Consider the following 22,055-nt stretch of genomic DNA (forward strand, 5'->3'; position numbering starts at 1 on the left):
AACAATGCTTTATTTCGTACAAATATATAGGTTTCTATTTACGATTCAATGTCATTTTCTTAAGAATTTAATCTCCTCCAGTTTGTCATTTCGACGAAGGAGAAATCACATATAGATTACGCACTGTGATTTACTTCATCTGTTCGCTATCGCTCGAGTCTCCTTCGTCGAAATGACAAAAACAAACCTTAAGGAAGCGACATTGATTTAAGATTAATAATAAGGATTCAAAAAAAACACCCCCAATAATCAAGGAGTGTTCTGAATTTTTTACTAATTACACCTGAATTACACCCAAATTAAATTTCTTTTCGATAGGCGAGTGGTTGGCCGCTTCGATACCCATAGAAATCCAAGTTCTAGTTTCGAGCGGGTCAATTATAGCATCTGTCCACAAGCGAGCAGCTGCGTAGTAGGGGGAAACTTGTTCGTCATAACGGGCTTTTATTTTGGCAAATAATTCAGCTTCCTTGGCTTCATCCACAATCTCTCCTTTTCCTTTTAGCGAAGAAGCTTCAATTTGTGCCAAAACTTTGGCGGCTTGCGTACCACCCATAACGGCTAGTTCTGCACTTGGCCAAGCAAATATTAATCTAGGGTCGAATGCTTTTCCACACATCGCATAATTTCCGGCTCCATATGAGTTTCCTACTATGACCGTGAATTTTGGCACTACCGAATTGGATACGGCATTTACCATTTTGGCACCATCTTTTATGATTCCGCCATGCTCTGATTTGGAACCCACCATAAAACCAGTTACATCCTGAACAAATACCAATGGGATTTTCTTTTGGTTACAATTGGCAATAAAGCGAGTGGCTTTGTCTGCCGAATCAGAGTAAATAACTCCGCCAAATTGCATTTCGCCTTTGGTCGTTTTTACCACTTTTCTTTGGTTGGCAACAATTCCCACAGCCCAACCATCAATTCTGGCATATCCAGTAATAAGCGATTGTCCGTAACCGTCTTTGTAGGCCTCAAACTCTGAATTATCTACCAATCGCTTGATGATTTCCATCATATCGTATTGTTCGTTTCTTGCTTTTGGCAAAATACCGTAGATGTCTTTTTCGTCTAAAGCTGGTTTTTCGGCTTTGATACGGTTATAGCCCGCTTTATCAAAATGACCAATTTTATCGACTATGTTTTTTATTTTGTCTAAAGCATCTTTATCGTCTTTGGCTTTATAATCAGTCACTCCCGAAATTTCGCAATGCGTTGTTGCTCCACCCAAGGTTTCATTGTCGATGGTTTCGCCAATGGCTGCTTTGACCAAATAGCTTCCAGCCAAGAAAATACTTCCTGTTTTATCAACAATAAGAGCTTCGTCACTCATAATAGGAAGATAAGCACCACCCGCAACACAACTTCCCATTACGGCAGAGATTTGGGTAATTCCCATGCTACTCATTTGGGCATTGTTTCTAAAGATGCGCCCAAAATGCTCTTTGTCTGGAAAAATTTCGTCTTGCAAGGGTAAATAAACACCTGCACTATCTACCAAATAAATGATAGGCAAACGGTTTTCCATGGCTATTTCTTGGGCTCTAAGATTTTTCTTTGCTGTAATAGGGAACCAAGCTCCTGCTTTTACGGTAGCATCATTGGCCACAACAATACATTGTTTTCCTTTTATGTATCCTATTTTTACAATGACTCCTCCAGATGGGCATCCGCCGTGCTCTGCATACATTTTTTTACCTACAAAAGCGCCGATTTCGATGCATTTTGCGTTTTCGTCGAGCAGATAGTCAATGCGCTCGCGAGCGGTCATTTTGCCTTCGGCATGTAGTTTTTGAATTCGTTTTTCGCCACCACCTAGTTTGACTTTGGCAAACTTTTGTTTCAAATCAGATAGTAGAAGTTTATTATGATCTTCGTTTTTATTGAAGTTTAAATCCATGTTGGTTATTTGTTTTTGTTCTAATAGTGTGGGCTAATTTACGAAAACGATTGAAATAAATTTAAAATATCTTAACCCTTGGTTGTTTTTTTAATTGCGAAGAAGTCTCACAAATAATTTTCAGAGATACTATTTGGGATGATGTTTTTGTAAATATTTATTATAAGTAGGTGTAGCAAAACAATTATAAGGGCAGTGAGTTGCTAGATAGTTTTTTTTTCGTTCAGGACTGGACAATAACTATAAAACGTTAATTATATAAGATTTAAAAGTAAAAGTATAACAGCAATGTTTATTTGCAATCTAAATTTGGGTAAAATTCAAAGCAGTGATGTCATTTATAAAAGTATACTCGTTTTTTTTCTTTTTTCTTTTTTTTCTTTCTTCTTCAAATGCTCAGGTTCAAGCATTGTTTAATGATAAAGTAGCACTTAAAACCATGGGTGCGCGCTGGGAATTAGACTCCACTTCGGCTAGAGGGACTTTTTTGGTTACGCCTTACAAATCCATTTATGTTTTGCCTTTTGTGTGGTCCAGTAGTCCAAATGAACAGCCTCACTCTGGAAATGATTCGCCTGTGTATGTAACGCCAGCCAAGATTGATTATGATGTTGTTGAAATGAAATTTCAGCTGAGTTTTAAAACTAAAATTTTGCAGAGTTTTTTATGGGGGAGTGCTGATTTATGGGTTGCTTATACTCAGATATCACATTGGCAAATTTATAATGCCGACTTGTCTCGCCCCTTTAGAGAAATTAATTATGAACCCGAAATTATACTTAATTTTCCTGTAAAGTTCAATGTATTGGGGTTTAAAGCCAGAATGCTTGGTCTTTCATTTGATCATGAGTCAAATGGGAAAAGTTATCCAAGTACAAGAAGTTGGAACAGAGTTATTTTTATGGCTGGTTTGGAAAGGAAAAATTGGAATATCTACATCAGACCTTGGTATGTGATTCCAGAATCTAATGGAGATAATCCAGATATTTCAGACTATATAGGCAATGCTGACGTTAATGTTATTTATTCCAGAAACCGAAGCGTTTTTACTTTTATTGGAAGTCATAATTTTAATTTTGAAGGGAATATGAGAGGAAGTTCTACTTTTTCTTGGGCTTATCCGATAAAAGGGAATCTTAGAGGGTATTTGCAAGTTTCTCACGGTTATGGAAATTCACTGATTGATTACAACCACAATCAAACCACCATAGGAGTTGGAGTTTCATTAATAGAATGGCAGTAGGGTAATTGCTTTTTGTCATGTACTTAAACGAAAAGCATAAATTGATGTAATGTTTTTAAAAAAATTGCAATGTAAATTGGAATGGGTACGAGCGAGGCAAGTAAGACCAATAAAGCACCATTACATCTGATTTTATGATTCATCCATTTTTTCGTAAATTAGCGCAAAATATGGTAACCGCATCAGGATGCAAAGCCAACCCGTTTCGGGTAAATGGAGTCGCGATGGATTTATATAAATTAGTTGGCATACTGCTGCCGAGCACCACAGTCAGACCTCGATAATGGAAAAAACGATCCCCACATACAACATAAACACCCTTTCGGGACAAAAAGAAACAAACCCTGATGTTTTTTCTATTGACTGGCAAATTAATTTCGAAAACACACCGTTAAACGTTCCTTATCGAAGCAATTATTTTGGCGTAGGTTTTTGTTTGAGGGGAAAAGCCACATTAAAAGCAAATTTGGAAACGTACAGTGTGGAACAAAATTCAATTGTAACCATGTCTCCCCAAATAGTGAAACAATGGGTTAGCCGTTCAGACGATTATCAAATGATCTCCGTTTTTTTTACAAAGGAGTTCTTAATCCAAAACATAGCAAATACCAATTTTCTGGACCATTTTCCTTTTTTTGAAGCCAATGCCACTCATGTTTCAAAATTCTCAAAACCACAATATGAAATCATTTTAGGTCAATTGCAGGGTATTCAAACAAAATTAAGTTCCACTCATCCGTACAAGAAGGAAATCGTAAGAAGTTTAATTACGGTATTGCTATTTGAAATGTTAGCTCTATACAACGAACACGCTTTTCCTTCATTTTTCAGGCAAACACGCGGTGGGCAAATTACGGCTGAATTTAAAAAAATAGTGAGTTCAAACTTCCTTAAGAAGAGAAACGTAAAATTTTATGCCGACTTACTTTTTATAACTCCAAAGCATTTGACGGAAACCATTAAGGCCGAAACCGGGAAATCGGCTGGGGAATGGATAGGTGAAATCATTATTTTGGAAGCAAAAGTTTTATTGCAAGACCCCACATTAACTGTTGCCGATATTGCCAATACGCTTCATTTTGCCGACCAATCCACATTTGGCAAATTCTTTAAAAACATAGCTTTACTTTCTCCACTTGCTTACAGACAAACGCTGTAAATTGCATTTTCCGATTTTTTGACCAATCAATCCTCCTTTTTGCCCTTTCCGTTTTTTCAAATCGGTCGCAACTTTGCATTGTAAATTTTAAGTAAATAAAACAATCGAAAAAATGACGACAAAAACTAGAAACATCATCAATTGGGTACTTACAGGATTAGTGGGGTTTATCTTCATCGGCAGTGCCATCAGTAAATTAACAGCGAATGCGGAGGCATTAAAAATGGCAGAAGGTTTTGGACTTGATGCAAACAACTATATGCTACTCGGGATAGTGGAAATTACAGCAATAATCCTTTTCCTAATTCCAAGAACAGCAATTATAGGAACGTTATTGTTAGCCGCTTATATGGGTGGTGCCATTGCAACACATCTTGAACACGCACAACCTTTAGCGGCTCCAATAGCAATTGCGACATTTGTGTGGATTGTTGCTTTTGTCCGCATTCCTGAATTGTCCCAAAGGGTTTTAGGCAAAAAACAAGCTTAATCGTTCAAAAATTTCAACAATGATTACAACACTTTTACAATGAGAAATTCTATTCAAAAAACCTCTTTTTTAATTTTTGTATTGTTTCTAATGATCAATTTGGCTTTTGGTCAAGTCCCAAAAAGTTCTATTAGTATGCTTCGCTACAACGATGATTTTAGCGCGGTGAAAAAAGACACAATCAAAAAGGGATTTGACAAACTGAAATATATCAGTCTGGGGAAAAACGCCTTTATTTCATTTGGTGGTGAGCTTCGGGAGCAATATCAATATTATGATAATCTGAATTTTGGGGATGTGCCGCCAACATTCGAGAAAACTTCAGTTGGACAACTTTGGCATCGTGCCATGATACACAGTAATTTAGAAATAGGTTCGAAGGTCAGGATTTTTTTGCAGCTGAATAGTACCTTGCGTTTTTTTAATCCAAATCCATTAACCCCGGAAATTGATGAAAATCAATTGAGTTTGCATCAGGCTTTTATAGATTATTCGGTTGATAAAAATTGGATGATAAGAGCAGGAAGACAAGAATTAGGCTATGGTAACAATCGGCTTTTAACTTTTAGGGAAGGTCCCAATACACGCTTGACATTTGATGCGGCAATTGTAAAATACCACAACGAAAAAAGAAAAATTGATTTTCTTGCCTTAACGCCGGTAGTTTCAAAACAATATGTTTTTGATGATGAATCGTTTGAGGATTATATCTTTGGTGTGTATGCAACCGAAAATGTAATTTCAAAAAAACTCTTGGTTGACTATTATGTATTGAATTTTAATTCAGAAAACAGAAAGTACAATTTTGTATCAGGGAAAGAAAATCGCCAAAGTTTTGGATTGCGTATTTTTTCACAAAACCCAAGGTTCAATTATGAATTGGAAAGCACTTATCAAACAGGGACATTCAACCAGTCTGACATTAATGCCTATGCTTTTTCAAGTGATATTAATTACAAAATCGATCAAAAACTGAATTTAATTATTGGATTGGGAGCCAATTATATTTCGGGTGACAAAGACAAATCCGACACTAAATTAAACACCTATAATCCTATTTTCTCAAAACCTCCTTACGGATTAGCGGCACCGATTGGTTCATCCAATATTGAAAATATAAATCCATATATCAAAATAAATCCGATTAAAAAACTATCGGTTTTTGCTTCAGTATATTTTATGCAACGCAACAGCGATCAGGACGGAACCTATTCACCGGGAATGACAGAAGTAAGACCAAATCCAAGAGAATTGTTTGCTTCAACCAAACGAGGAATTGGAACCCAATACGCCATTGAGACAAGTTATAATCTAAATCAAAATATTTCATTTGCTGTTGATGGTGCCTACTTTCAGGCGGGCACCTATGTGAAAGAAACAGGCAAAGGATTGGACATTTCGTATTTGTCATTGAAATCCACTTTCAAATTTTAAAATCATGAAAAAGCAAATTAAAAAAATAAGCAGGCTGCAATTCAAACAAAATGCACCCGGGTTTAATTCGGTGGATATGTTTCATTCTGAATTTAATTTTGAACCTTTTTTAGTGTTTACCGAATTTCATATGGACAAACCTATTTTTGGACCACATCCTCACGCAGGCGTTTCCGTTATGACCTATATGATGCCCGGAAGCGAAGGTTCCTTTTTTAATCGAAACAGCCTTGGTGACTATAGTATCATTGAACCGGGTGGCATACACGTTACACAAGCAGGTAGTGGTATAAAACACGATGAAGTGCCGACCGTTACAGGAACTGATTGCCACGGTTTTCAAATTTGGATAAACCACGCTGACAAAGACAGATTAGTCGAACCGAAAGCATTTCACGCTTTTTCAAAAGATGTTCCAGAATACAACAGCGACAACGTGCATTTAAGAGTGGTGCAAGGCACATTTCAAAATGTAACTTCTCCTATTGAATTGGTTACTAAAACAACATTGTTTGATGTAACCCTGCAACCCGATTCTTCCATTGCATTTGACGCAAAGGAAATGGCTTTTATCTATCTCATTTCGGGGAAAATTATTTTAGAGGATAGTTCAATTTCAAGCACCTCAATGATAACTTTTGATAAAGCTGGAAATAAAATAAATGTAAAAACAGGAAATGAAATTGCTAACTTTATGTTTGTTTCTGGCGTACCCCACAACGAACCAATTGTGCTCGGCGGTCCGTTTGTAATGACAACCAATGAACAGCTGATAGCAACCAAAAAAAGATTACAATATGGAGAAATGGGGATTTTAAATCCGCTTTGAACAAATCAATGGGACTAAAAAGCAAAGATAACTTGGAGTGATTTTGAATCCATTTTGCGAATTTTTGCGAAATACAAAATTTCAGTACTTAAATAATTTAATAATAACAATAAATAAATGATTATGAAACAGTTTAAAAAAGAAGACACAGTAATGCTATTGGTTGATCATCAGGTTGGAACGCTTAATTTTTCTGCCAACCGACCTCATGAAATGATTATAAGCAGAACAAGAGCATTGGCAAGATTCGCCAAAGCACTTGACATTCCGGTTGTTTTGACGAGCAGTCAGGAAGACCAAGCTCAGGGGATGCTTTTACAAGACCTGCAAGAGTTGCTTCCCGAGGAATATGCAAATCGTGTCAAAAGAGCTGGGATTACCAATGCCTGGGATGATGAAGAATACAAAGCAGCGGTGTTGAAAGCGGCCAACGGAAGAAAAAATGTGATCATGGCAGGGCTTACCCATGATGTATGTATTGTTTGGCCGTCGATGTCCATGCAAGAAGAAGGATTTGACGTTCAAGTAGTAATGGATGCTGGTGGTTCGCCAACTCAAATTGCCGATGATATCGCTAAACAAACATGGGAAAGCAAAGGGGTTCGAACCACTTCAATCAATCAGTTAGCTTCGGAAATGGTACATAGCTGGGCATCAGAGGATGGGCAAAAAGTATTGCCAATCCTTTTTGAGGAAGTTTTTTCAAAAATAGGACAATTTGCTTAAAAATAGTATGAGAGCCTAAAAATGAAATCTTGTTTTTAGGTTCTTTCTTAAATTAAAAATTATGTTACAAAAAATAAACAGCTCCAATTTTATAGGAGAAGGCCCAATAAAAATACTCTATCCAGGTTCGGCAATTTCAAAATCAGATACTGGTATTGGCAGTATTGGTCGGATTGATCACGCTATTTTCCGAGGAAGTACCGTTATCCCGATGCATCCTCATGTGAATGATGAAATACTTTCTTATTTTAGAAGTGGTAAAACAGAGCATACCGATTCAGAAGGATTTGTGGAATACATTGGTAGCAATAAATTAATGCTGATGAAAGCCGGAAAGTCATTCTATCATGAAGAAAAAATCATGGATATAGGAGAGCCTTTGGAAGGTTTGCAGATTTTTATTCGCCCTGGCGAGAAAGATTTAAAACCAGAAGTCACTTTTATGGATTTAGACCAAGTGCACAGTGAAAACAATTGGCGATTGCTTGCTTCTCCAACCATGGAAACAACTTTTCAATTTAGTAGTCAAACGTGGTTGTTTGATATGAAACTCAAAGCAAATACAAGTTCCGTATTACCAGAATTACCCAAAAGCAATCTGACCTATTTGTTATATGTGTTTAAAGGGAATGTGAAAGTAAATGGGAACATCAATTTAGCGAAAAAAGAAAGCCTCCTTATCAAAGAGGAAGTGATTACAATTGAAACGGATAATGAAGCGGAATTGGTTTTATTTGTAACAGATGAAGAAGCTGCTATTTTTTATGACGGAATGTACAGTGGTAATAAAAATCGGTTTATGTGACTTAAAAATAAATTTTTAAAGCGATTTCTTTTTTACGGAACTTTATCTCAAAAATAAACCTCGTTAATCCCGATAGTTATTGGAATAAATGAGATTTCACCATTAATAATTTTAAATCTCATACAAAAAATGCCTTTCAAAAATTATTGAAAGGCATTTTTGTGTGAGATTGTTCACTGGTTACTAAAAAAATGAACACTGAATACTGCAAACTATTCTTCCTCGCGTTGCCCCATCATCATCAGGAATGCTTTAAGGAACGGGTCAATGTTTCCATTCATTACGCCGTCAACATCGCTGGTTTCGTAACCTGTGCGAACGTCTTTGACGAGTTTATAAGGTTGCATCACGTAATTGCGTATTTGCGAACCCCATTCGATTTTCATTTTTCCGGCTTCGATATCGCTGCGTTGCTCTTGTTGCTTTTTAAGTTCAATTTCATACAATTGAGAACGTAACATTTGCATGGCACGGTTTCTATTATCGTGTTGTGAACGGGTTTCCGAGCATTGAATCTGAATACCGGTTGGTTTGTGAGTCAATTGTACTTTGGTTTCTACCTTGTTTACGTTTTGACCTCCTGCGCCACTAGATCGCGCTGTTGTGATGTCGATATCAGCAGGATTGATTTCTATTTCAATGGTATCATCCACAAGCGGGTACACGTACACGGATGCAAACGAAGTATGTCTTTTGGCATTGCTGTCAAAAGGAGAAATTCGTACCAATCGATGTACGCCGTTTTCTCCTTTGAGATACCCAAAAGAATAATCCCCTTCAATTTCGAGTGTTACTGTTTTTATTCCCGCTGCATCTCCTTTCTGGAAATTCAACTCTCTAATTTTGTACCCTTCTTTTTCGGCCCACATCATGTACATACGCATGAGCATTTCGGCCCAATCGCAACTTTCTGTACCACCGGCTCCGGCTGTAATTTGTAGTACAGCACTCAAACTATCGCCCTCTTCCGAAAGCATATTTTTGAATTCTATAGCTTCAATATGTGCTTGAGTTGAATTGTACTGATCGTCTAATTCTTCGGGAGTTAACTCTCCTTCCTTGTAGAAGTCATAGGCGAGTTGCAACTCGTCTGTCATGTCGACAGCTTTGTTGTAATCTTCGACCCATTTTTTTTTGCTTCTCAGATTTTTTACAAGAATTTCGGCTTCTTTGGGATTGTTCCAAAAGTCGGGAGCAAACGTTTTTTCTTCTTCGTTGGCAATTTCGATAAGTTTGGCATCAACGTCAAAGATACCTCCTCAACGCACCAAGGCGCTCCACAATACCTTTTATTTGTTCGGTAGTTGTCATAAATTTATAGTAATTTTGCGTTGAAAAATTATTGGATTAGCTTCTAATAATTTTACTAGTTTTGAATGCAAAAATAGGATATAGTTTTTAGATTACCGTTAGCTATTTCAAAATTTGTGTAATAATCCAGTCCCGATAATTATCGGGAGTTATCGGGAGGACAATAAGTGATGTAGTATGGCGTTATGCTGGAAGTTCCGGACTAAAACGAAAATAAATTACGGGTACGATTATGGAAATAAATTTAATTAGCGACACAATTACCAAGCCATCGGTTGAAATGTTGCAGTATATGTTTAACGCTCAAGTGGGAGATGATGTGTACAAACAAGACCCAACGGTTATTGCTCTTGAAGCGAGATTGGCGGCGATGTTTGGTATGGAAGCGGGGCTTTTTTTTCCGTCTGGAACTATGGCGAATCAAGCGGCGATTAAGTTGCATACTCAACCGGGAGAACAATTAATTACCGATAAATATGCTCATGTGTATCATTATGAAGGAGGTGGCGTTTCGTTTAACAGTGGGGTTTCTTGCTGTTTACTAGATGGAAATCGTGGAATGATAACAGCCGAACAAGTGGCTGGAGCTATAAATGACCCTGAGTTTTATCACAGTCCGTTAACAAGTTTGGTGTGTGTGGAAAACACCACCAATAAAGGAGGAGGAGCGTGTTATGACTTGGAAGAATTAAAGAAAATAAAAGCGGTTTGTGATGCCAATAATTTAAAATTTCACTTGGATGGTGCTCGAATTTGGAATGCAGTTGTAGCCAAAAAACAGCATCCTAGAGAATTTGGAGCGTTATTTGATACGATTTCGGTGTGTCTGTCCAAAGGATTGGGAGCGCCTATCGGTTCAGTTCTTTTGGGAAGTAAAGAGGTAATTCATAGAGCATTGCGTATTCGAAAAATATTAGGTGGTGGTATGCGTCAGGTGGGGTATTTAGCGGCAGCAGGAAATTTTGCTTTAGATAATAATATTGCCAAATTGGTAGATGACCATAGAAGAGCCAGAGAGATTGCCGAGGTTTTGTCACGACAACCGTGGATTGGTAAAATTGAACCTGTAGAAACGAATATTTTGATTTTCTCGGTAAGAACAGGATTGAGTGAAAAATTATTTATCGAGAAACTCAAAGAAAAAAACATCTTAATAAGTGCGCTAGGACACGGAAAACTTCGAATTGTAACACATCTGGATTATAAAGAAGTGATGCATACGTATGTGTTGGAAACGCTGCAGAAGTTTAGTTTTTAGTTGATAGTTTTTAGTTGATAGTTTTAACCAAAAACCAAAAACTATCAACAATAAACCCTATTTAAACATGTCTTCCATTCCCGGAATCATAGGCATGTCCATTTTAGTAACGGCATCCAATTCGGTTTGGTTTACGTTTGCTGCTTTTTCAATTGCTTTATTCAAAACTAAAATTAAGTAATCTTCCAATTGTTCTTTGTCTTCCAATAAAGAATCATCGATGGTAATTGATTTAATTTTGGTATTGGCAGTCAAAGTAACTTTTAGTAAATTATCGCTGCTTTGTTCGTCAATTAGTACAGTGTCTAAACGTTTTTTAGTATCTTCGATTTTTTGTTGGGTTTCTCTAAGTTTGCCCATCATTCCCATTAAATCCATTTTGATGTTTTTTAAAAATTGAAATGCAAATTTACATAATTACTACTTTATAAACTATTTTGTTTAAGCACATTCATTATTAATTGTCTTTGTGTTATTTTTGTAATTATATTTTTAACCAAAGCGCCAACGATGCCAGAAATGATACAACCTCCAATAGCTAAAATTATTCCAAAAAAGCTAAAAAAACACAAAGAGATTAGAGTTGATAATTACTTTTGGTTAAATGACAGAGAGAACCCTGAAGTTATTGATTATTTGAACCAAGAAAACGCCTATTATCACGAGAAAACGGCACATACCAAAGATTTTCAAACAGCATTATTTGAGGAAATGAAAAGTAGAATAAAGGAAGACGATCAGTCGGTTCCCTATTTGTACAATGGGTATTACTATATCACTCGTTTTGAAAAAGGACAAGATTACCCTATTTATTCTCGTAAAAAAGAAAGCCTTTCGGCAAAAGAAGAAATATTGTTCAATTGCAACGAAATGGCAAAGGATAAGCCTTATTTTCAATTGGGTGCTTTGAGTATTAGCCCAGATAATAAAATGGCTTTGTTTAGTTGTGATATTGTAGGGAGACGCATTTATACGATCCAAATCAAAAATCTTGAAGACAATACGATTTTAGAAGATAAAATCGAGAATGTTACCGGAAGCGCCGTTTGGGCAAATGACAATAAAACTATATTTTATTCGGATCAAGACGATGTTACGTTGCGTTCGGATAAAATTTTAAAGCATAAATTGGGTGCAAAGCAAGAAGAGGATGTCTTGGTTTATTTTGAAAAAGACGAAACGTTTAATGTTGAAATCGCTAAGTCTAAATCCAGAAAATACTTGGCAATAGAGTCTGGGAGTACGCTTACAACAGAGTATCAAATTCTGGATGCCGATAATCCGGACGGGGAATTTAAAATGTTTCAGAAACGGGTTCGAGGGTTAGAATACAGCATCAATCATTACGGGGATAGTTTTTATATTATGACCAATAAGGATAAAGCCGAGAATTTTAAATTGATGAAAACTTCAGTAAACAAGACTTCAAAAACCAATTGGGTAGAAGTAATTGCGCACAGAAAAGATGTTTTATTAGAAGATATAGAGATTTTTAAAGACTTTTTGGTGGTAGAAGAACGGGAGAATGGTTTGAATAAAATCCGAATTATGCCATGGAGTGGAGAAGGGGAGTATTACCTTCCTTTTGAAAGCGAAACCTATACGGCTTATACGTCTTCCAATGTTGATTTTGATACGGATGTATTGCGTTATGGGTATCAATCGATGACAACGCCATCGTCTATTATTGATTTTAATATGAAAACCAAAATCAAAGAAGTCAAGAAAGAGCATCAAGTTCTTGGCGGAAAGTTTGATAAAAATAATTATACCGAAGAGCGTGTTTGGGCAACGGCAGAGGATGGGACAAAAATCCCTATTTCTATGGTTTATAGAAAAGGATTGAAGAAAGAGGGTAGTAATCCTTTGCTTCAGTATGCTTATGGCTCTTACGGTCATTCTATGGATGCCACATTCTCGTCGACCCGATTGACTTTATTGGATAGAGGGTTTGTTTTTGCTATTGCGCACATTCGTGGAGGAGAAGACTTGGGGAGGCAATGGTATGAAGATGGGAAGTTGTTAAAAAAGATAAATACGTTTACCGATTTTATAGATTGCTCCAAGTTTCTAATAGATGAAAAATATACTTCACCCCAACATTTATATGCCGAAGGAGGATCTGCTGGAGGTTTGTTAATGGGAGCGGTGGTTAATATGGCACCCGAATTGTATAATGGAGTGATTGCTCAAGTTGCTTTTGTCGATGTTGTAACGACGATGCTTGATGATAGTATTCCGCTTACCACAGGAGAATATGATGAATGGGGAAATCCAAACGTTAAGGAATTTTATGACTATATGTTGTCTTATTCGCCTTATGATAATATAGTATCTCAAAAGTATCCGAATATGTACATATCCACAGGTTTGCATGATTCTCAGGTACAGTATTGGGAGCCAGCTAAATGGGTGGCTAAGTTAAGGGTTTTAAAAACAGATGACAACCTTTTGTTTTTAGACACCAATATGGATGCGGGTCACGGTGGAGCTTCTGGACGCTTTGAAGCAATCAAGGAATTGGCTAAAGAGTACAGTTTTTTACTAGATTTAGAAAAAATACAAAAGTAATTAGATTTTTTTTGTTAGATTTGCATCATATCGGGGTCAGTTGAAAAAATGCCCACAGATAAACTATTTTTTTATGAAAGAAGAAATAAATGCTTATAATAATGTTTTAGAATTAATAGGTAATACACCGCTTATTAAACTAAATAAAGTCACTGAAGAGTTAGAAGGAAATTTCTACGCTAAGGTAGAATCCTTTAATCCAGGACATTCTTCGAAAGACAGGATAGCTTTATACATCATCGAAGAAGCAGAAAAACAAGGTATTTTGTCTCCGGGCGACACTATAATCGAAACAACTTCTGGTAATACAGGCTTTAGTTTGGCTATGGTAAGCATTATAAAAGGATACAATTGTATTCTTGCTGTAAGTTCAAAATCATCCAAAGATAAGATTGATATGTTAAGAAGTTTGGGGGCTAAAGTATATGTTTGTCCAGCCCACGTTTCTGCAGATGATGACCGTTCGTATTATAATGTAGCCAAGCGTTTACACGAGGAAACAAAAGGATCGGTTTATATTAATCAATACTTTAATCAATTGAATATTGATGCTCATTATAAATCTACGGGCCCAGAAATTTGGAAACAAACCAATGGTAAAATTACCCACCTTGTAGCTTGTAGCGGAACCGGAGGAACTATTTCCGGAACAGCAAAATACTTGAAAGAGCAAAACCCTAATATTCGAATACTTGGAGTAGATGCATTTGGTTCGGTTTTAAAAAAATACCATGAGACCAAAGAATTCGATAATGATGAGATTTATCCTTATAGAATAGAAGGTTTAGGTAAGAACTTAATCCCATCGGCGACAGATTTTGATATCATTGATAAATTCATCAAAGTTTCGGATGAAGAAAGTGCTCACGCAGCAAGAGAAGTTACTAAAAAAGAAGGGTTATTTGTTGGATATACTTCAGGAGCGGTAATGCAGGCGATTAAGCAATATGCAGAAGAAGGGGAGTTTGATAAAAACAGTAATGTAATCGCTATTTTTCCAGATCACGGTTCTCGTTATATGAGTAAAGTATTCAGCGATGAATGGATGAATGATCAAGGTTTCTTTGATAGTATTAATGAAGAAGAAGCGCAAAAAATTGAATTTATTAAATAAGAATTAAGATTGTAGATTAACGATTTGTGATTTTTAGATTTGTTGGATTACTTAGAAATAAAAAAACTCTCGAAATATCGAGAGTTTTTTTGTAGCTATATCTGCAATCTAAAATCGTTAATCTAAAATCAGAAATCTACTCCTCCATGGTATGATATACGTTCATCACGTCATCATCTTCTTCCATTTTTTCGATCAGTTTTTCTACGTCAGCCATTTCAGCTTCGGTAAGTTTTTTTGTGATTTGTGGGATTCTTTCAAAACCAGAAGAAAGAATTTCTATATTTCTATTTTCAAGCTCTTTTTGTATGGTTCCAAAGCTTCCAAAAGGGGCGTAAATTAAGATGCCATCTTCGTCTTCAAAAACTTCTTCAGCACCAAAATCGATTAATTCTAATTCTAGTTCCTCAGGATCCATTCCTTTTGCAGGGATTCTAAAGTTACAAGTGTGGTCAAACATGAACTCAACAGATCCTTGAGTACCCATTGTTCCGTTGCATTTGTTGAAATAGCTTCTAACATTGGCAACAGTTCGGTTGTTGTTATCGGTAGCTGTTTCAATCAAAAGGGCTATTCCGTGTGGAGCATATCCTTCAAACAATACTTCTTTATAGTTGGCTGTGTCTTTGTCAATTGCTTTTTTGATGGCGCGTTCTACGTTCTCTTTTGGCATATTGGCTGCCTTAGAGTTCTGAATCACGGCTCTTAATCGAGAGTTAGCTTCTGGATTTGGACCGCCTTCTTTTACGGCCATTACAATATCTTTACCAATTCTGGTAAATGCTTTGGCCATTGCTGACCAACGTTTCATTTTTCTACCTTTTCGGAACTCAAACGCTCTTCCCATTTCTTTTTGTTATTTTGAACTGCAAAAATACAGCTATTCCTTATTTTTCCAAAATCAATTGATGATCTTTTGAGAAATTATACTCAAAATTTCTTTTAATGTATCTATTAAGGTTACAGTTTCCAGTCGCAGTCGCAGTTTTCAGAGTTGTCTGTAAACAATATAATTCGCTGTCTTAACAATATTTGTGAGAAAGGGAGTTTATTTAGAACTATATTAAAAAAACAACACCCATTTTGGGCTGAAAACTGAGACTGAATAGTTATGTTTTAATTTCTTTTTAATGCTTTAAAGTCTGCGATGATTGTTATCGCTTCATTGAGGTAATGGTTCGATTTTAAAGCGTCTAATTGCATTTGATTGTACTCTTTCTCAGAAGGATAAATGATAAGTAATGATTTGTTATAATCAGAATTGGATACATTTAGATTTAAATCTTTGGCGTCAAAGTTGTTGATTTCTTCCCATAAATTAGTAATGCTATTTTGTTCTTCAAAAACGCTATCTATCGTCATCGGTATTTCTAACTTTGGTTTGTGGACTATTAAATCAATTTTTGAATTCAGTACTTTTACCGAATTAAAATAGGGATCTTCGGCTACTCTTTTGGCACTTTTTTGTGATAGTTCGTCGATTAAGCTATTTTTTACATAGGTTTTAAATTGAACATGCGTATTTAAACTGTCATTGGGTATGGCAGTAGGGAACTCACTTTCTTTTTGAAAAACAGTTTGATATATCGTAGGAATTTGCACATCTGGTACCACGCCAACTGCTTGATGGCTTTTTCCGGTTATTCTGTAAAACTTACTAACAGTTATTTTTACAAAATTTTGATCATCATTTTTTTCTAAAGGGGCGATGGTTTGCATGGTGGCTTTTCCTAAAGAAGTGCTGCCAATCAAAAGAGCCCGATTATAATCTTGCATAATAGAGGCGAAAAATTCACTTGCAGAGGCAGAGTTTCCGTTAATTATTATGATAACAGGGCCTTTGTAAATCACGCCTTTATACGGGTCATTTATCACTGATAATCTTTTTTTATTATCAACCAATATTGAGATTGGTCCAGATTCAATAAATAAGCCGGCTAATTTTATGGCTTCTTCCATTGATCCTCCGCCATTGTCAGTTAAGTCAATAACTAATCCTTTGATGTCGTCCTTCATTAGTTTAATGGTTTCTTTGGCAACATCTTGCGCGCACCCTTTGCCACTTCGGCCTTCAAAATCGGAATAGAAACTAGGGATTTTAATATATCCAATTTTGATATTCTTATCAATGACAAAGCTATAAACGGTATTTTCTTCGTCCTTTAAAACTTGCTTTAGTATGTTAACTTTAAAAATTTTACCTGCGTTCCTTCTAAGAGTTAGTGTGATGCTGGTGTTTAATTCTGAACCTAATAAAGTTGAAATGGATTCTATAGAGGCGCAGGAAACTTGCAAAGTTTCTTTTTGATTGGAAACCGATAAAATTTGATCTCCTTTCTTGATTTTCCCAGTTTTAAAGGCTGGACCATTTGGATCAATTTCATTTACAATGATTTCATTTTTACTGTTAAGGCTTACGTTTAAACCCATTGAAAGATGTTCTTTGGATAAAGTAGATACAAAACTAGATTTTGAATCGTTGCTAAAATAATTGGTGTGGGGATCGAAATAAGCACAAAAGATATTATAAAGACCGTCTTCAAAAGTTTTTTCGCTTTTTGTTAAAGCGTTAACTTTACAAAGTTCGTTATCGATAATTGTTTTCTTGGATTTTACCAGTAATGAGTTAAAATTAATTTTTATAGAATCTAAATTTTTGCTTTTTCCTGAAATATCATTTAATATTTCGTAACGAATTTTTTTTCTCCAAACTTTCTCAACGTCACTCTCTTTAACGTAAAAACTGAATTTTTTTTGTTTGAATCGAATCGTGTCTATTTGACTGAAATCAAGAGTTTCTTTATTTATTTTTTCTAAAATGAGTTTGTTTCTCTCAAGATTAGTTTTATACAGCGCTTTGATTTCGGATATAAAAGAACAGTCTTTTTTTAGAATATAATCATTTAAATGGAGACGGTATTTACTAGAAAGAGCATCAAATTGCGATTTGTAAAAAATGTTTCTTGATGGGTCTAGTTCATTCATTAAGTTGTCAAAAACATAAGCCGATAAACTATCGTTTACCGGCTTTGGATTAACATGCTCCTGTTGAATGAGCTTATTTATTTTGAAAAGAATTTCACATGTAGGATTGCTATTTTGTGCAAATAGAGAATGGGTGAACAAGAATAGTACAAGTGAAATTTTGTTCATATAAAAAAATTAGTAATTATTCAGTAATTAGTTAATAGTCCTTAGTGATTAGCAACAAGGGAGGGGTATCCCTAAAAATACATCTAAAAACTAATATAAAAAAAGCAATCTGTATCTATTTTTTAGAAAATTATTCTTTTTGACACGTCAGATGCTAATCACTATCTGCCAATCACTAAGAGCTGAATAGTTTAAAAATAATTATTTTTTATAGAAAGGTAATTTTACTACTTTGGCAGCAACATCATTTTTTCTAATTCTAATGAAAATATCACTGTCTACAGTACTATTTTCAGTAGTTACGTAACCTAATCCAATTCCTTTGTTCATGGATGGTGACATGGTTCCAGAAGTTACAACTCCAATTACTGTTCCAGTAGCATCTACTATTTCGTAATCATGTCTTGGTACAGAACGCTCTTGCATCTCGAAAGCTACTAATTTTTTCGTTACTCCCGCTTCTTTTTGCTTCTTTAAATTCTCAGAATTGGTAAATTCTTTATTGAATTTTGTAATCCATCCTAATCCAGCTTCAAGTGGAGAAGTCGTATCGTTGATATCGTTTCCGTATAAACAGAATCCCATTTCTAGACGCAAAGTATCACGAGCAGCCAAACCAATTGGTTTTATTCCATAAGATGCTCCTGCTTCAAAAACTTTATTCCAAATGTGCTCAGCATCTTCATTTTTACAATAAATTTCAAAACCTCCTGATCCTGTATATCCAGTAGCAGAAATAATCACATTGTCTCTACCTGCAAAATCTGCTACTTCAAAATGATAGTAGGTAATAGCTCCTAAATCAATAGAAGATAATGATTGCATAGCTTCAACGGCTTTAGGACCTTGAATAGCCAATAAAGAATAGTCATCTGATAGGTTTCTCATCTCTACACCCAAATCATTATGAGCCGAAATCCAATCCCAATCTTTATCAATATTTGATGCATTTACAACCAATAAGTACTGTTCTTCTTTCATTTTGTAGATAATTAAATCATCTACAATTCCGCCTTCATTATTAGGTAAACAAGAATATTGTGCCCTACCAATTGTTAATGTAGCTGCATCATTCGAAGTTACTTTTTGTATTAAAGCCAATGCATTTGGACCTGATAGAATAAATTCCCCCATGTGGGATACATCAAAAACACCTACTGTATTTCGAACCGTTTCGTGTTCAGCATTTACCCCTTCATAAAGAATTGGCATATTGTATCCAGCAAACGGTAGCATTTTCGCTCCCAGACCCTCGTGTATGTGCGTTAAAGCAGTATTTTTCATTGTTTTTTTTTATAAAGTTTAGACTGCTAATTTATGGCTTTTATTTTTTGTGGCAAAGCCTATAAACATTGAAAAAAATATATTTTTAATTTACAAAGGATTGAATGCCAAAGGGAAATAGGAATTGGATTTCAGTTGTCAAATATTAGCTGTTTTTAATCTTTTTTTACCCTTTTTTATTTTGTGAAGTAATGATTTCTTAAAAACTGGATAAAGCTAAAACCTAGAATAATAAAAAAGCAAAACACACTTAAATACAAAGAATAAATACTTAGCAATTCGTTAATGTTTAATGCTTTAAGAATAGAGAATGCGATTAGAGAAAGTGTTCCAACAATTCTTAGTATTAGTCTTGTTTGTTTTAAATTAATTTGCATGTTGATTTATAGTTTATAAAGTTATTGATTTTGTGAATTTGCCGTTAGTAATTTAGTGTTTTTATTAAAAACGTTAAGGATTTTATCTATTACTTTTTATAATGTCTGTTATAATTTGCAGATGATGATTTGTATGAATTTCAAGAAATTTGATGGTTGGTTTTACCCTTAAATGACCAAAATAAGGATGTTCAAAATAGTTTTTGCCACTGATTGTATTTAATTCGGCTAATTTTGTTTTGCCTTTTTCGAGATGGCTTTTCAAGGTTTCTGTATTGAAGTCTACTTTAGGCTGAACCACTTTTGGTGCTTTGGCTCTTCCTCTCGGAATTTTATTAAGGGTAAATACTAGAATGCGGTTGAAGTTAAATGTCCGTTTGTATTTTTCTGGATTAGACTTTTGCAAGGCTTCAATGACTAAGTTCATCGTCAATAACGTATGCTCAATATGCCAACCAACCGATGATTTTGAGATTGCTGGATTGAGAATTTCTTGATTTGGAATTTTACTTTCTAAATCTTGTATTAATTTTTTTAGTTTTTCCATGGGTTTAGTTAATTATTTATTAGTCCATAAATGTATGATTTTTTTTAGTTGCAGATTATACCATTAATCATCATATATAATCCAATGGTGTTGGTGTAATGCCGTTGTATGTTTTATTTTGTCCAATTTTTATTGGACTAATTTGAAATAACAAACGGTATTACGCTGTGACCATTTTTCAAACAAAATTTCAAACTAATTTAAGGTATTGCTATATTCAATCCTTAAAAGTAAATAATTACGTATAAATACGTGCTTATAGACATAGTATTTCATTTAAATTTGATTTTGAGTATAAAAATCATAGGGAGTTAATTCCATATAAATAAAACGGCTTTTTTTTTATACATTCAAAAGGTTATCACTATTAACTAATTAATAAGCTGAATTGTAATTGTTAAAAATGGTTTAAGAATAAGCATTGTTTATTGCTTGTCTGAAAATAAAATTACAGATTTCATTATCGTGTCATTTATTCTAAAAATTTTCGTAAACACACAATCTTTTAAAACGTTCTTATCGTTTAACCAGTTAGTTTTGAAAATCATTAAAACATATTGATTTATAAGACAAACTTTTGTAATTTTATATTTTTTATAGGAATAATGCTTTTATATGAAGATATCATATTAATCTCTCTTTGAAAAGGATTAGACTTTAAAAAAAAACATTTTAAAATTGTTCTTTGCTGATTAAAAGAAGAACTGTGTTTTTATCTCGATTCACCTTAATTAAGTTTCAGAGAATAATATAGATTGTATGGGAATATTTTTGTGGTTATTCTTAAAAGATTGAATACTGCAATTGTTTCTTTAATTATGTAATGATTATTAATTATGACATAAGGTTATTTAATATTTTTTTAAATCAATGTAAAACAAATTCTTTTTAAAATGGCGATAATTAGAAATTTATTAAATGGAGAAGAATTAATTCTACAGAGTCAGCATACGGTAGGGAGAGACAAAAATAATAAGAGTTGTTTTGAAGAAAGCACCGTTTCTCGTAAACATGCCATTGTATATTGGGATAGTAATCATTGGCAATTGACTGATTTTAGTAGTAATGGAACAAAAGTGAATCACTTCCATTTGCATCATTCAACAAGAAAATTAGAAATAAATGATTTGATACAGTTTGCAAATAATGAAATGGGAATATGGAAAATTATTAATTTGGATAGACCTAATAGTTATTTAAAAGACATTCAAAGTAATGATAAATTCATTGATTTAGGAAAAGGATTAATGCTTCCCGATAAAGATAACCCGAAATGGACTTTATTTCATAACAAACATAGAAACTGGTTGATCGATGATGGAGAAACTGAGACTATTCTTGTTCATGGAAAACGATATTGCTTAGATGGAAAAGAATATGAGTTTATAGAGAATGAATGTTTAGCGGATACCAACATGAATATTGATATTACTGAAAATGCTTATTTCCATTTTTTATTAAGTATGGATCAAGAAACTATTTCCTCAAGAATAAAAATAAATGATTTGATACTAGATTTAGGAGTTCGCGTTTATAACCATTTGTTGCTTCATTTGGTTTTGGCAAAACAACAAGATTTAGATAGTGGTCTGATTGAATCAATATGTGGGTGGGTTCAATTAGAAAATTTAAGAAAGGCTCTGAGTAAAGAATTATTAATGGATGTAGATGATTATTATATTAATACCTTAATCTGTCGTTTGCGCAAGAATTTGATGAAATTAACACCTTATGGTTATTTATTTTCGGATATTATAGAAAGAAAAAAAGGGAAATTACGTTTTGGAATGCTCAATTTTAAAATAGAAAATGAATTAGAATACGCATAATGTATTATTTTATAATTTA

Annotated in this window: 18 protein-coding genes; 11 read left to right on the plus strand and 7 right to left on the minus strand. The window is 34.5% G+C overall.

Annotated features, from left to right (window positions below):
- Positions 1-277: 277 nt before the first annotated feature.
- Positions 278-1,906 (minus strand): acyl-CoA carboxylase subunit beta, encoded by a 1,629-nt coding sequence (locus FNW52_RS12820; RefSeq protein ID WP_143377868.1) that lies wholly within the window; start codon positions 1,904-1,906, stop codon positions 278-280.
- 331 nt (positions 1,907-2,237) lie between these two features.
- On the opposite strand from FNW52_RS12820, the gene FNW52_RS12825 reads away from it, so the two are divergent.
- From FNW52_RS12825 to FNW52_RS12855, 7 genes are all read left to right on the plus strand, one after another.
- Positions 2,238-3,149 (plus strand): phospholipase A, encoded by a 912-nt coding sequence (locus FNW52_RS12825; protein WP_143377869.1) that lies wholly within the window; start codon positions 2,238-2,240, stop codon positions 3,147-3,149.
- 283 nt (positions 3,150-3,432) lie between these two features.
- Positions 3,433-4,308, plus strand: a complete 876-nt coding sequence (locus tag FNW52_RS12830) for an AraC family transcriptional regulator (RefSeq protein WP_143377870.1) — start codon at positions 3,433-3,435, stop codon at positions 4,306-4,308.
- Between the two features lie 112 nt (positions 4,309-4,420).
- Positions 4,421-4,798 (plus strand): DoxX family protein, encoded by a 378-nt coding sequence (locus FNW52_RS12835; protein ID WP_143377871.1) that lies wholly within the window; start codon positions 4,421-4,423, stop codon positions 4,796-4,798.
- A gap of 39 nt (positions 4,799-4,837) precedes the next feature.
- Positions 4,838-6,232: an alginate export family protein gene (locus tag FNW52_RS12840; RefSeq protein WP_143377872.1), complete on the plus strand. Its 1,395-nt coding sequence runs from the start codon at positions 4,838-4,840 to the stop codon at positions 6,230-6,232.
- A 4-nt stretch (positions 6,233-6,236) separates the two neighbouring features.
- On the plus strand, positions 6,237-7,061 hold the full coding sequence (locus tag FNW52_RS12845; RefSeq protein WP_143377873.1) for a pirin family protein: 825 nt from the start codon (positions 6,237-6,239) through the stop codon (positions 7,059-7,061).
- A gap of 123 nt (positions 7,062-7,184) precedes the next feature.
- Complete coding sequence (locus FNW52_RS12850; RefSeq protein ID WP_143377874.1) at positions 7,185-7,787, plus strand: isochorismatase family protein; 603 nt, start codon at positions 7,185-7,187, stop codon at positions 7,785-7,787.
- Positions 7,788-7,848: 61 nt separating this feature from the next.
- On the plus strand, positions 7,849-8,592 hold the full coding sequence (locus FNW52_RS12855) for a pirin family protein (RefSeq protein ID WP_143377875.1): 744 nt from the start codon (positions 7,849-7,851) through the stop codon (positions 8,590-8,592).
- 212 nt (positions 8,593-8,804) lie between these two features.
- Here FNW52_RS12855 and prfB read toward each other — a convergent pair.
- Positions 8,805-9,903, minus strand: a protein-coding gene (prfB, locus tag FNW52_RS12860; RefSeq protein ID WP_143377876.1) for a peptide chain release factor 2 whose coding sequence is annotated in 2 segments (ribosomal slippage) — positions 8,805-9,839 and positions 9,841-9,903 — 1,098 coding nt in all. Because the reading frame shifts where the segments join, the coding sequence is not laid out codon by codon here.
- A gap of 232 nt (positions 9,904-10,135) precedes the next feature.
- On the opposite strand from prfB, the gene FNW52_RS12865 reads away from it, so the two are divergent.
- The gene (locus FNW52_RS12865) at positions 10,136-11,161 is read left to right on the plus strand and encodes a low specificity L-threonine aldolase (RefSeq protein WP_143377877.1); all 1,026 of its coding nucleotides are present in this window, start codon (positions 10,136-10,138) and stop codon (positions 11,159-11,161) included.
- A gap of 57 nt (positions 11,162-11,218) precedes the next feature.
- Here FNW52_RS12865 and FNW52_RS12870 read toward each other — a convergent pair whose 3' ends face one another.
- A complete protein-coding gene (locus tag FNW52_RS12870; RefSeq protein WP_143377878.1) occupies positions 11,219-11,539 on the minus strand; it encodes a YbaB/EbfC family nucleoid-associated protein in 321 nt (106 codons plus the stop codon).
- Positions 11,540-11,671: 132 nt separating this feature from the next.
- Here FNW52_RS12870 and FNW52_RS12875 point away from each other — a divergent pair, with 132 nt between their 5' ends.
- Positions 11,672-13,732: a S9 family peptidase gene (locus tag FNW52_RS12875; RefSeq protein WP_143377879.1), complete on the plus strand. Its 2,061-nt coding sequence runs from the start codon at positions 11,672-11,674 to the stop codon at positions 13,730-13,732.
- A 73-nt stretch (positions 13,733-13,805) separates the two neighbouring features.
- Complete coding sequence (locus FNW52_RS12880) at positions 13,806-14,846, plus strand: PLP-dependent cysteine synthase family protein (RefSeq protein WP_143377880.1); 1,041 nt, start codon at positions 13,806-13,808, stop codon at positions 14,844-14,846.
- Positions 14,847-14,982: 136 nt separating this feature from the next.
- Here FNW52_RS12880 and FNW52_RS12885 read toward each other — a convergent pair whose 3' ends face one another.
- The 4 genes from FNW52_RS12885 to FNW52_RS12900 all read right to left on the minus strand — a co-directional run bounded on the left by FNW52_RS12885 (position 14,983) and on the right by FNW52_RS12900 (position 20,207).
- Positions 14,983-15,693, minus strand: a complete 711-nt coding sequence (locus FNW52_RS12885; RefSeq protein WP_116762873.1) for a YebC/PmpR family DNA-binding transcriptional regulator — start codon at positions 15,691-15,693, stop codon at positions 14,983-14,985.
- Between the two features lie 269 nt (positions 15,694-15,962).
- Positions 15,963-17,999, minus strand: coding sequence for a S41 family peptidase (locus FNW52_RS12890; protein ID WP_143377881.1), 2,037 nt, complete (start codon positions 17,997-17,999; stop codon positions 15,963-15,965).
- Positions 18,000-18,200: 201 nt separating this feature from the next.
- Positions 18,201-19,283 carry a glycine cleavage system aminomethyltransferase GcvT gene (gene gcvT, locus FNW52_RS12895; RefSeq protein ID WP_143377882.1) on the minus strand — a complete coding sequence of 361 codons (1,083 nt, stop codon included), beginning with the start codon at positions 19,281-19,283 and terminating at the stop codon, positions 18,201-18,203.
- A 459-nt stretch (positions 19,284-19,742) separates the two neighbouring features.
- Entirely contained in the window at positions 19,743-20,207 is a 465-nt protein-coding gene (locus FNW52_RS12900) for a hypothetical protein (protein ID WP_143377883.1), read from the minus strand.
- 893 nt (positions 20,208-21,100) lie between these two features.
- Here FNW52_RS12900 and FNW52_RS12905 point away from each other — a divergent pair.
- Entirely contained in the window at positions 21,101-22,036 is a 936-nt protein-coding gene (locus FNW52_RS12905) for an FHA domain-containing protein (RefSeq protein ID WP_143377884.1), read from the plus strand.
- Positions 22,037-22,055: the final 19 nt, after the last annotated feature.

It is taken from the genome of Flavobacterium sp. ZT3R18 (assembly GCF_007097385.1).
Taxonomy (GTDB): Bacteria; Bacteroidota; Bacteroidia; order Flavobacteriales; family Flavobacteriaceae; genus Flavobacterium.

What these genes read in the sequence shown, in the direction of transcription:
- FNW52_RS12830 (WP_143377870.1), top strand. Translation starts at nt 3,433, where the DNA reads ATGGAAAAAACGATCCCCACATACAACATAAACACCCTTTCGGGACAA.
- FNW52_RS12885 (WP_116762873.1), bottom strand. Translation starts at nt 15,693, where the DNA reads ATGGGAAGAGCGTTTGAGTTCCGAAAAGGTAGAAAAATGAAACGTTGG.
- FNW52_RS12845 (WP_143377873.1), top strand. Translation starts at nt 6,237, where the DNA reads ATGAAAAAGCAAATTAAAAAAATAAGCAGGCTGCAATTCAAACAAAAT.
- FNW52_RS12855 (WP_143377875.1), top strand. Translation starts at nt 7,849, where the DNA reads ATGTTACAAAAAATAAACAGCTCCAATTTTATAGGAGAAGGCCCAATA.
- FNW52_RS12905 (WP_143377884.1), top strand. Translation starts at nt 21,101, where the DNA reads ATGGCGATAATTAGAAATTTATTAAATGGAGAAGAATTAATTCTACAG.
- FNW52_RS12850 (WP_143377874.1), top strand. Translation starts at nt 7,185, where the DNA reads ATGAAACAGTTTAAAAAAGAAGACACAGTAATGCTATTGGTTGATCAT.
- FNW52_RS12870 (WP_143377878.1), bottom strand. Translation starts at nt 11,539, where the DNA reads ATGGATTTAATGGGAATGATGGGCAAACTTAGAGAAACCCAACAAAAA.
- FNW52_RS12825 (WP_143377869.1), top strand. Translation starts at nt 2,238, where the DNA reads ATGTCATTTATAAAAGTATACTCGTTTTTTTTCTTTTTTCTTTTTTTT.
- FNW52_RS12880 (WP_143377880.1), top strand. Translation starts at nt 13,806, where the DNA reads ATGAAAGAAGAAATAAATGCTTATAATAATGTTTTAGAATTAATAGGT.
- FNW52_RS12835 (WP_143377871.1), top strand. Translation starts at nt 4,421, where the DNA reads ATGACGACAAAAACTAGAAACATCATCAATTGGGTACTTACAGGATTA.
- FNW52_RS12865 (WP_143377877.1), top strand. Translation starts at nt 10,136, where the DNA reads ATGGAAATAAATTTAATTAGCGACACAATTACCAAGCCATCGGTTGAA.
- FNW52_RS12890 (WP_143377881.1), bottom strand. Translation starts at nt 17,999, where the DNA reads ATGAACAAAATTTCACTTGTACTATTCTTGTTCACCCATTCTCTATTT.
- FNW52_RS12820 (WP_143377868.1), bottom strand. Translation starts at nt 1,906, where the DNA reads ATGGATTTAAACTTCAATAAAAACGAAGATCATAATAAACTTCTACTA.
- gcvT (WP_143377882.1), bottom strand. Translation starts at nt 19,283, where the DNA reads ATGAAAAATACTGCTTTAACGCACATACACGAGGGTCTGGGAGCGAAA.
- FNW52_RS12840 (WP_143377872.1), top strand. Translation starts at nt 4,838, where the DNA reads ATGAGAAATTCTATTCAAAAAACCTCTTTTTTAATTTTTGTATTGTTT.
- FNW52_RS12900 (WP_143377883.1), bottom strand. Translation starts at nt 20,207, where the DNA reads ATGGAAAAACTAAAAAAATTAATACAAGATTTAGAAAGTAAAATTCCA.
- FNW52_RS12875 (WP_143377879.1), top strand. Translation starts at nt 11,672, where the DNA reads ATGCCAGAAATGATACAACCTCCAATAGCTAAAATTATTCCAAAAAAG.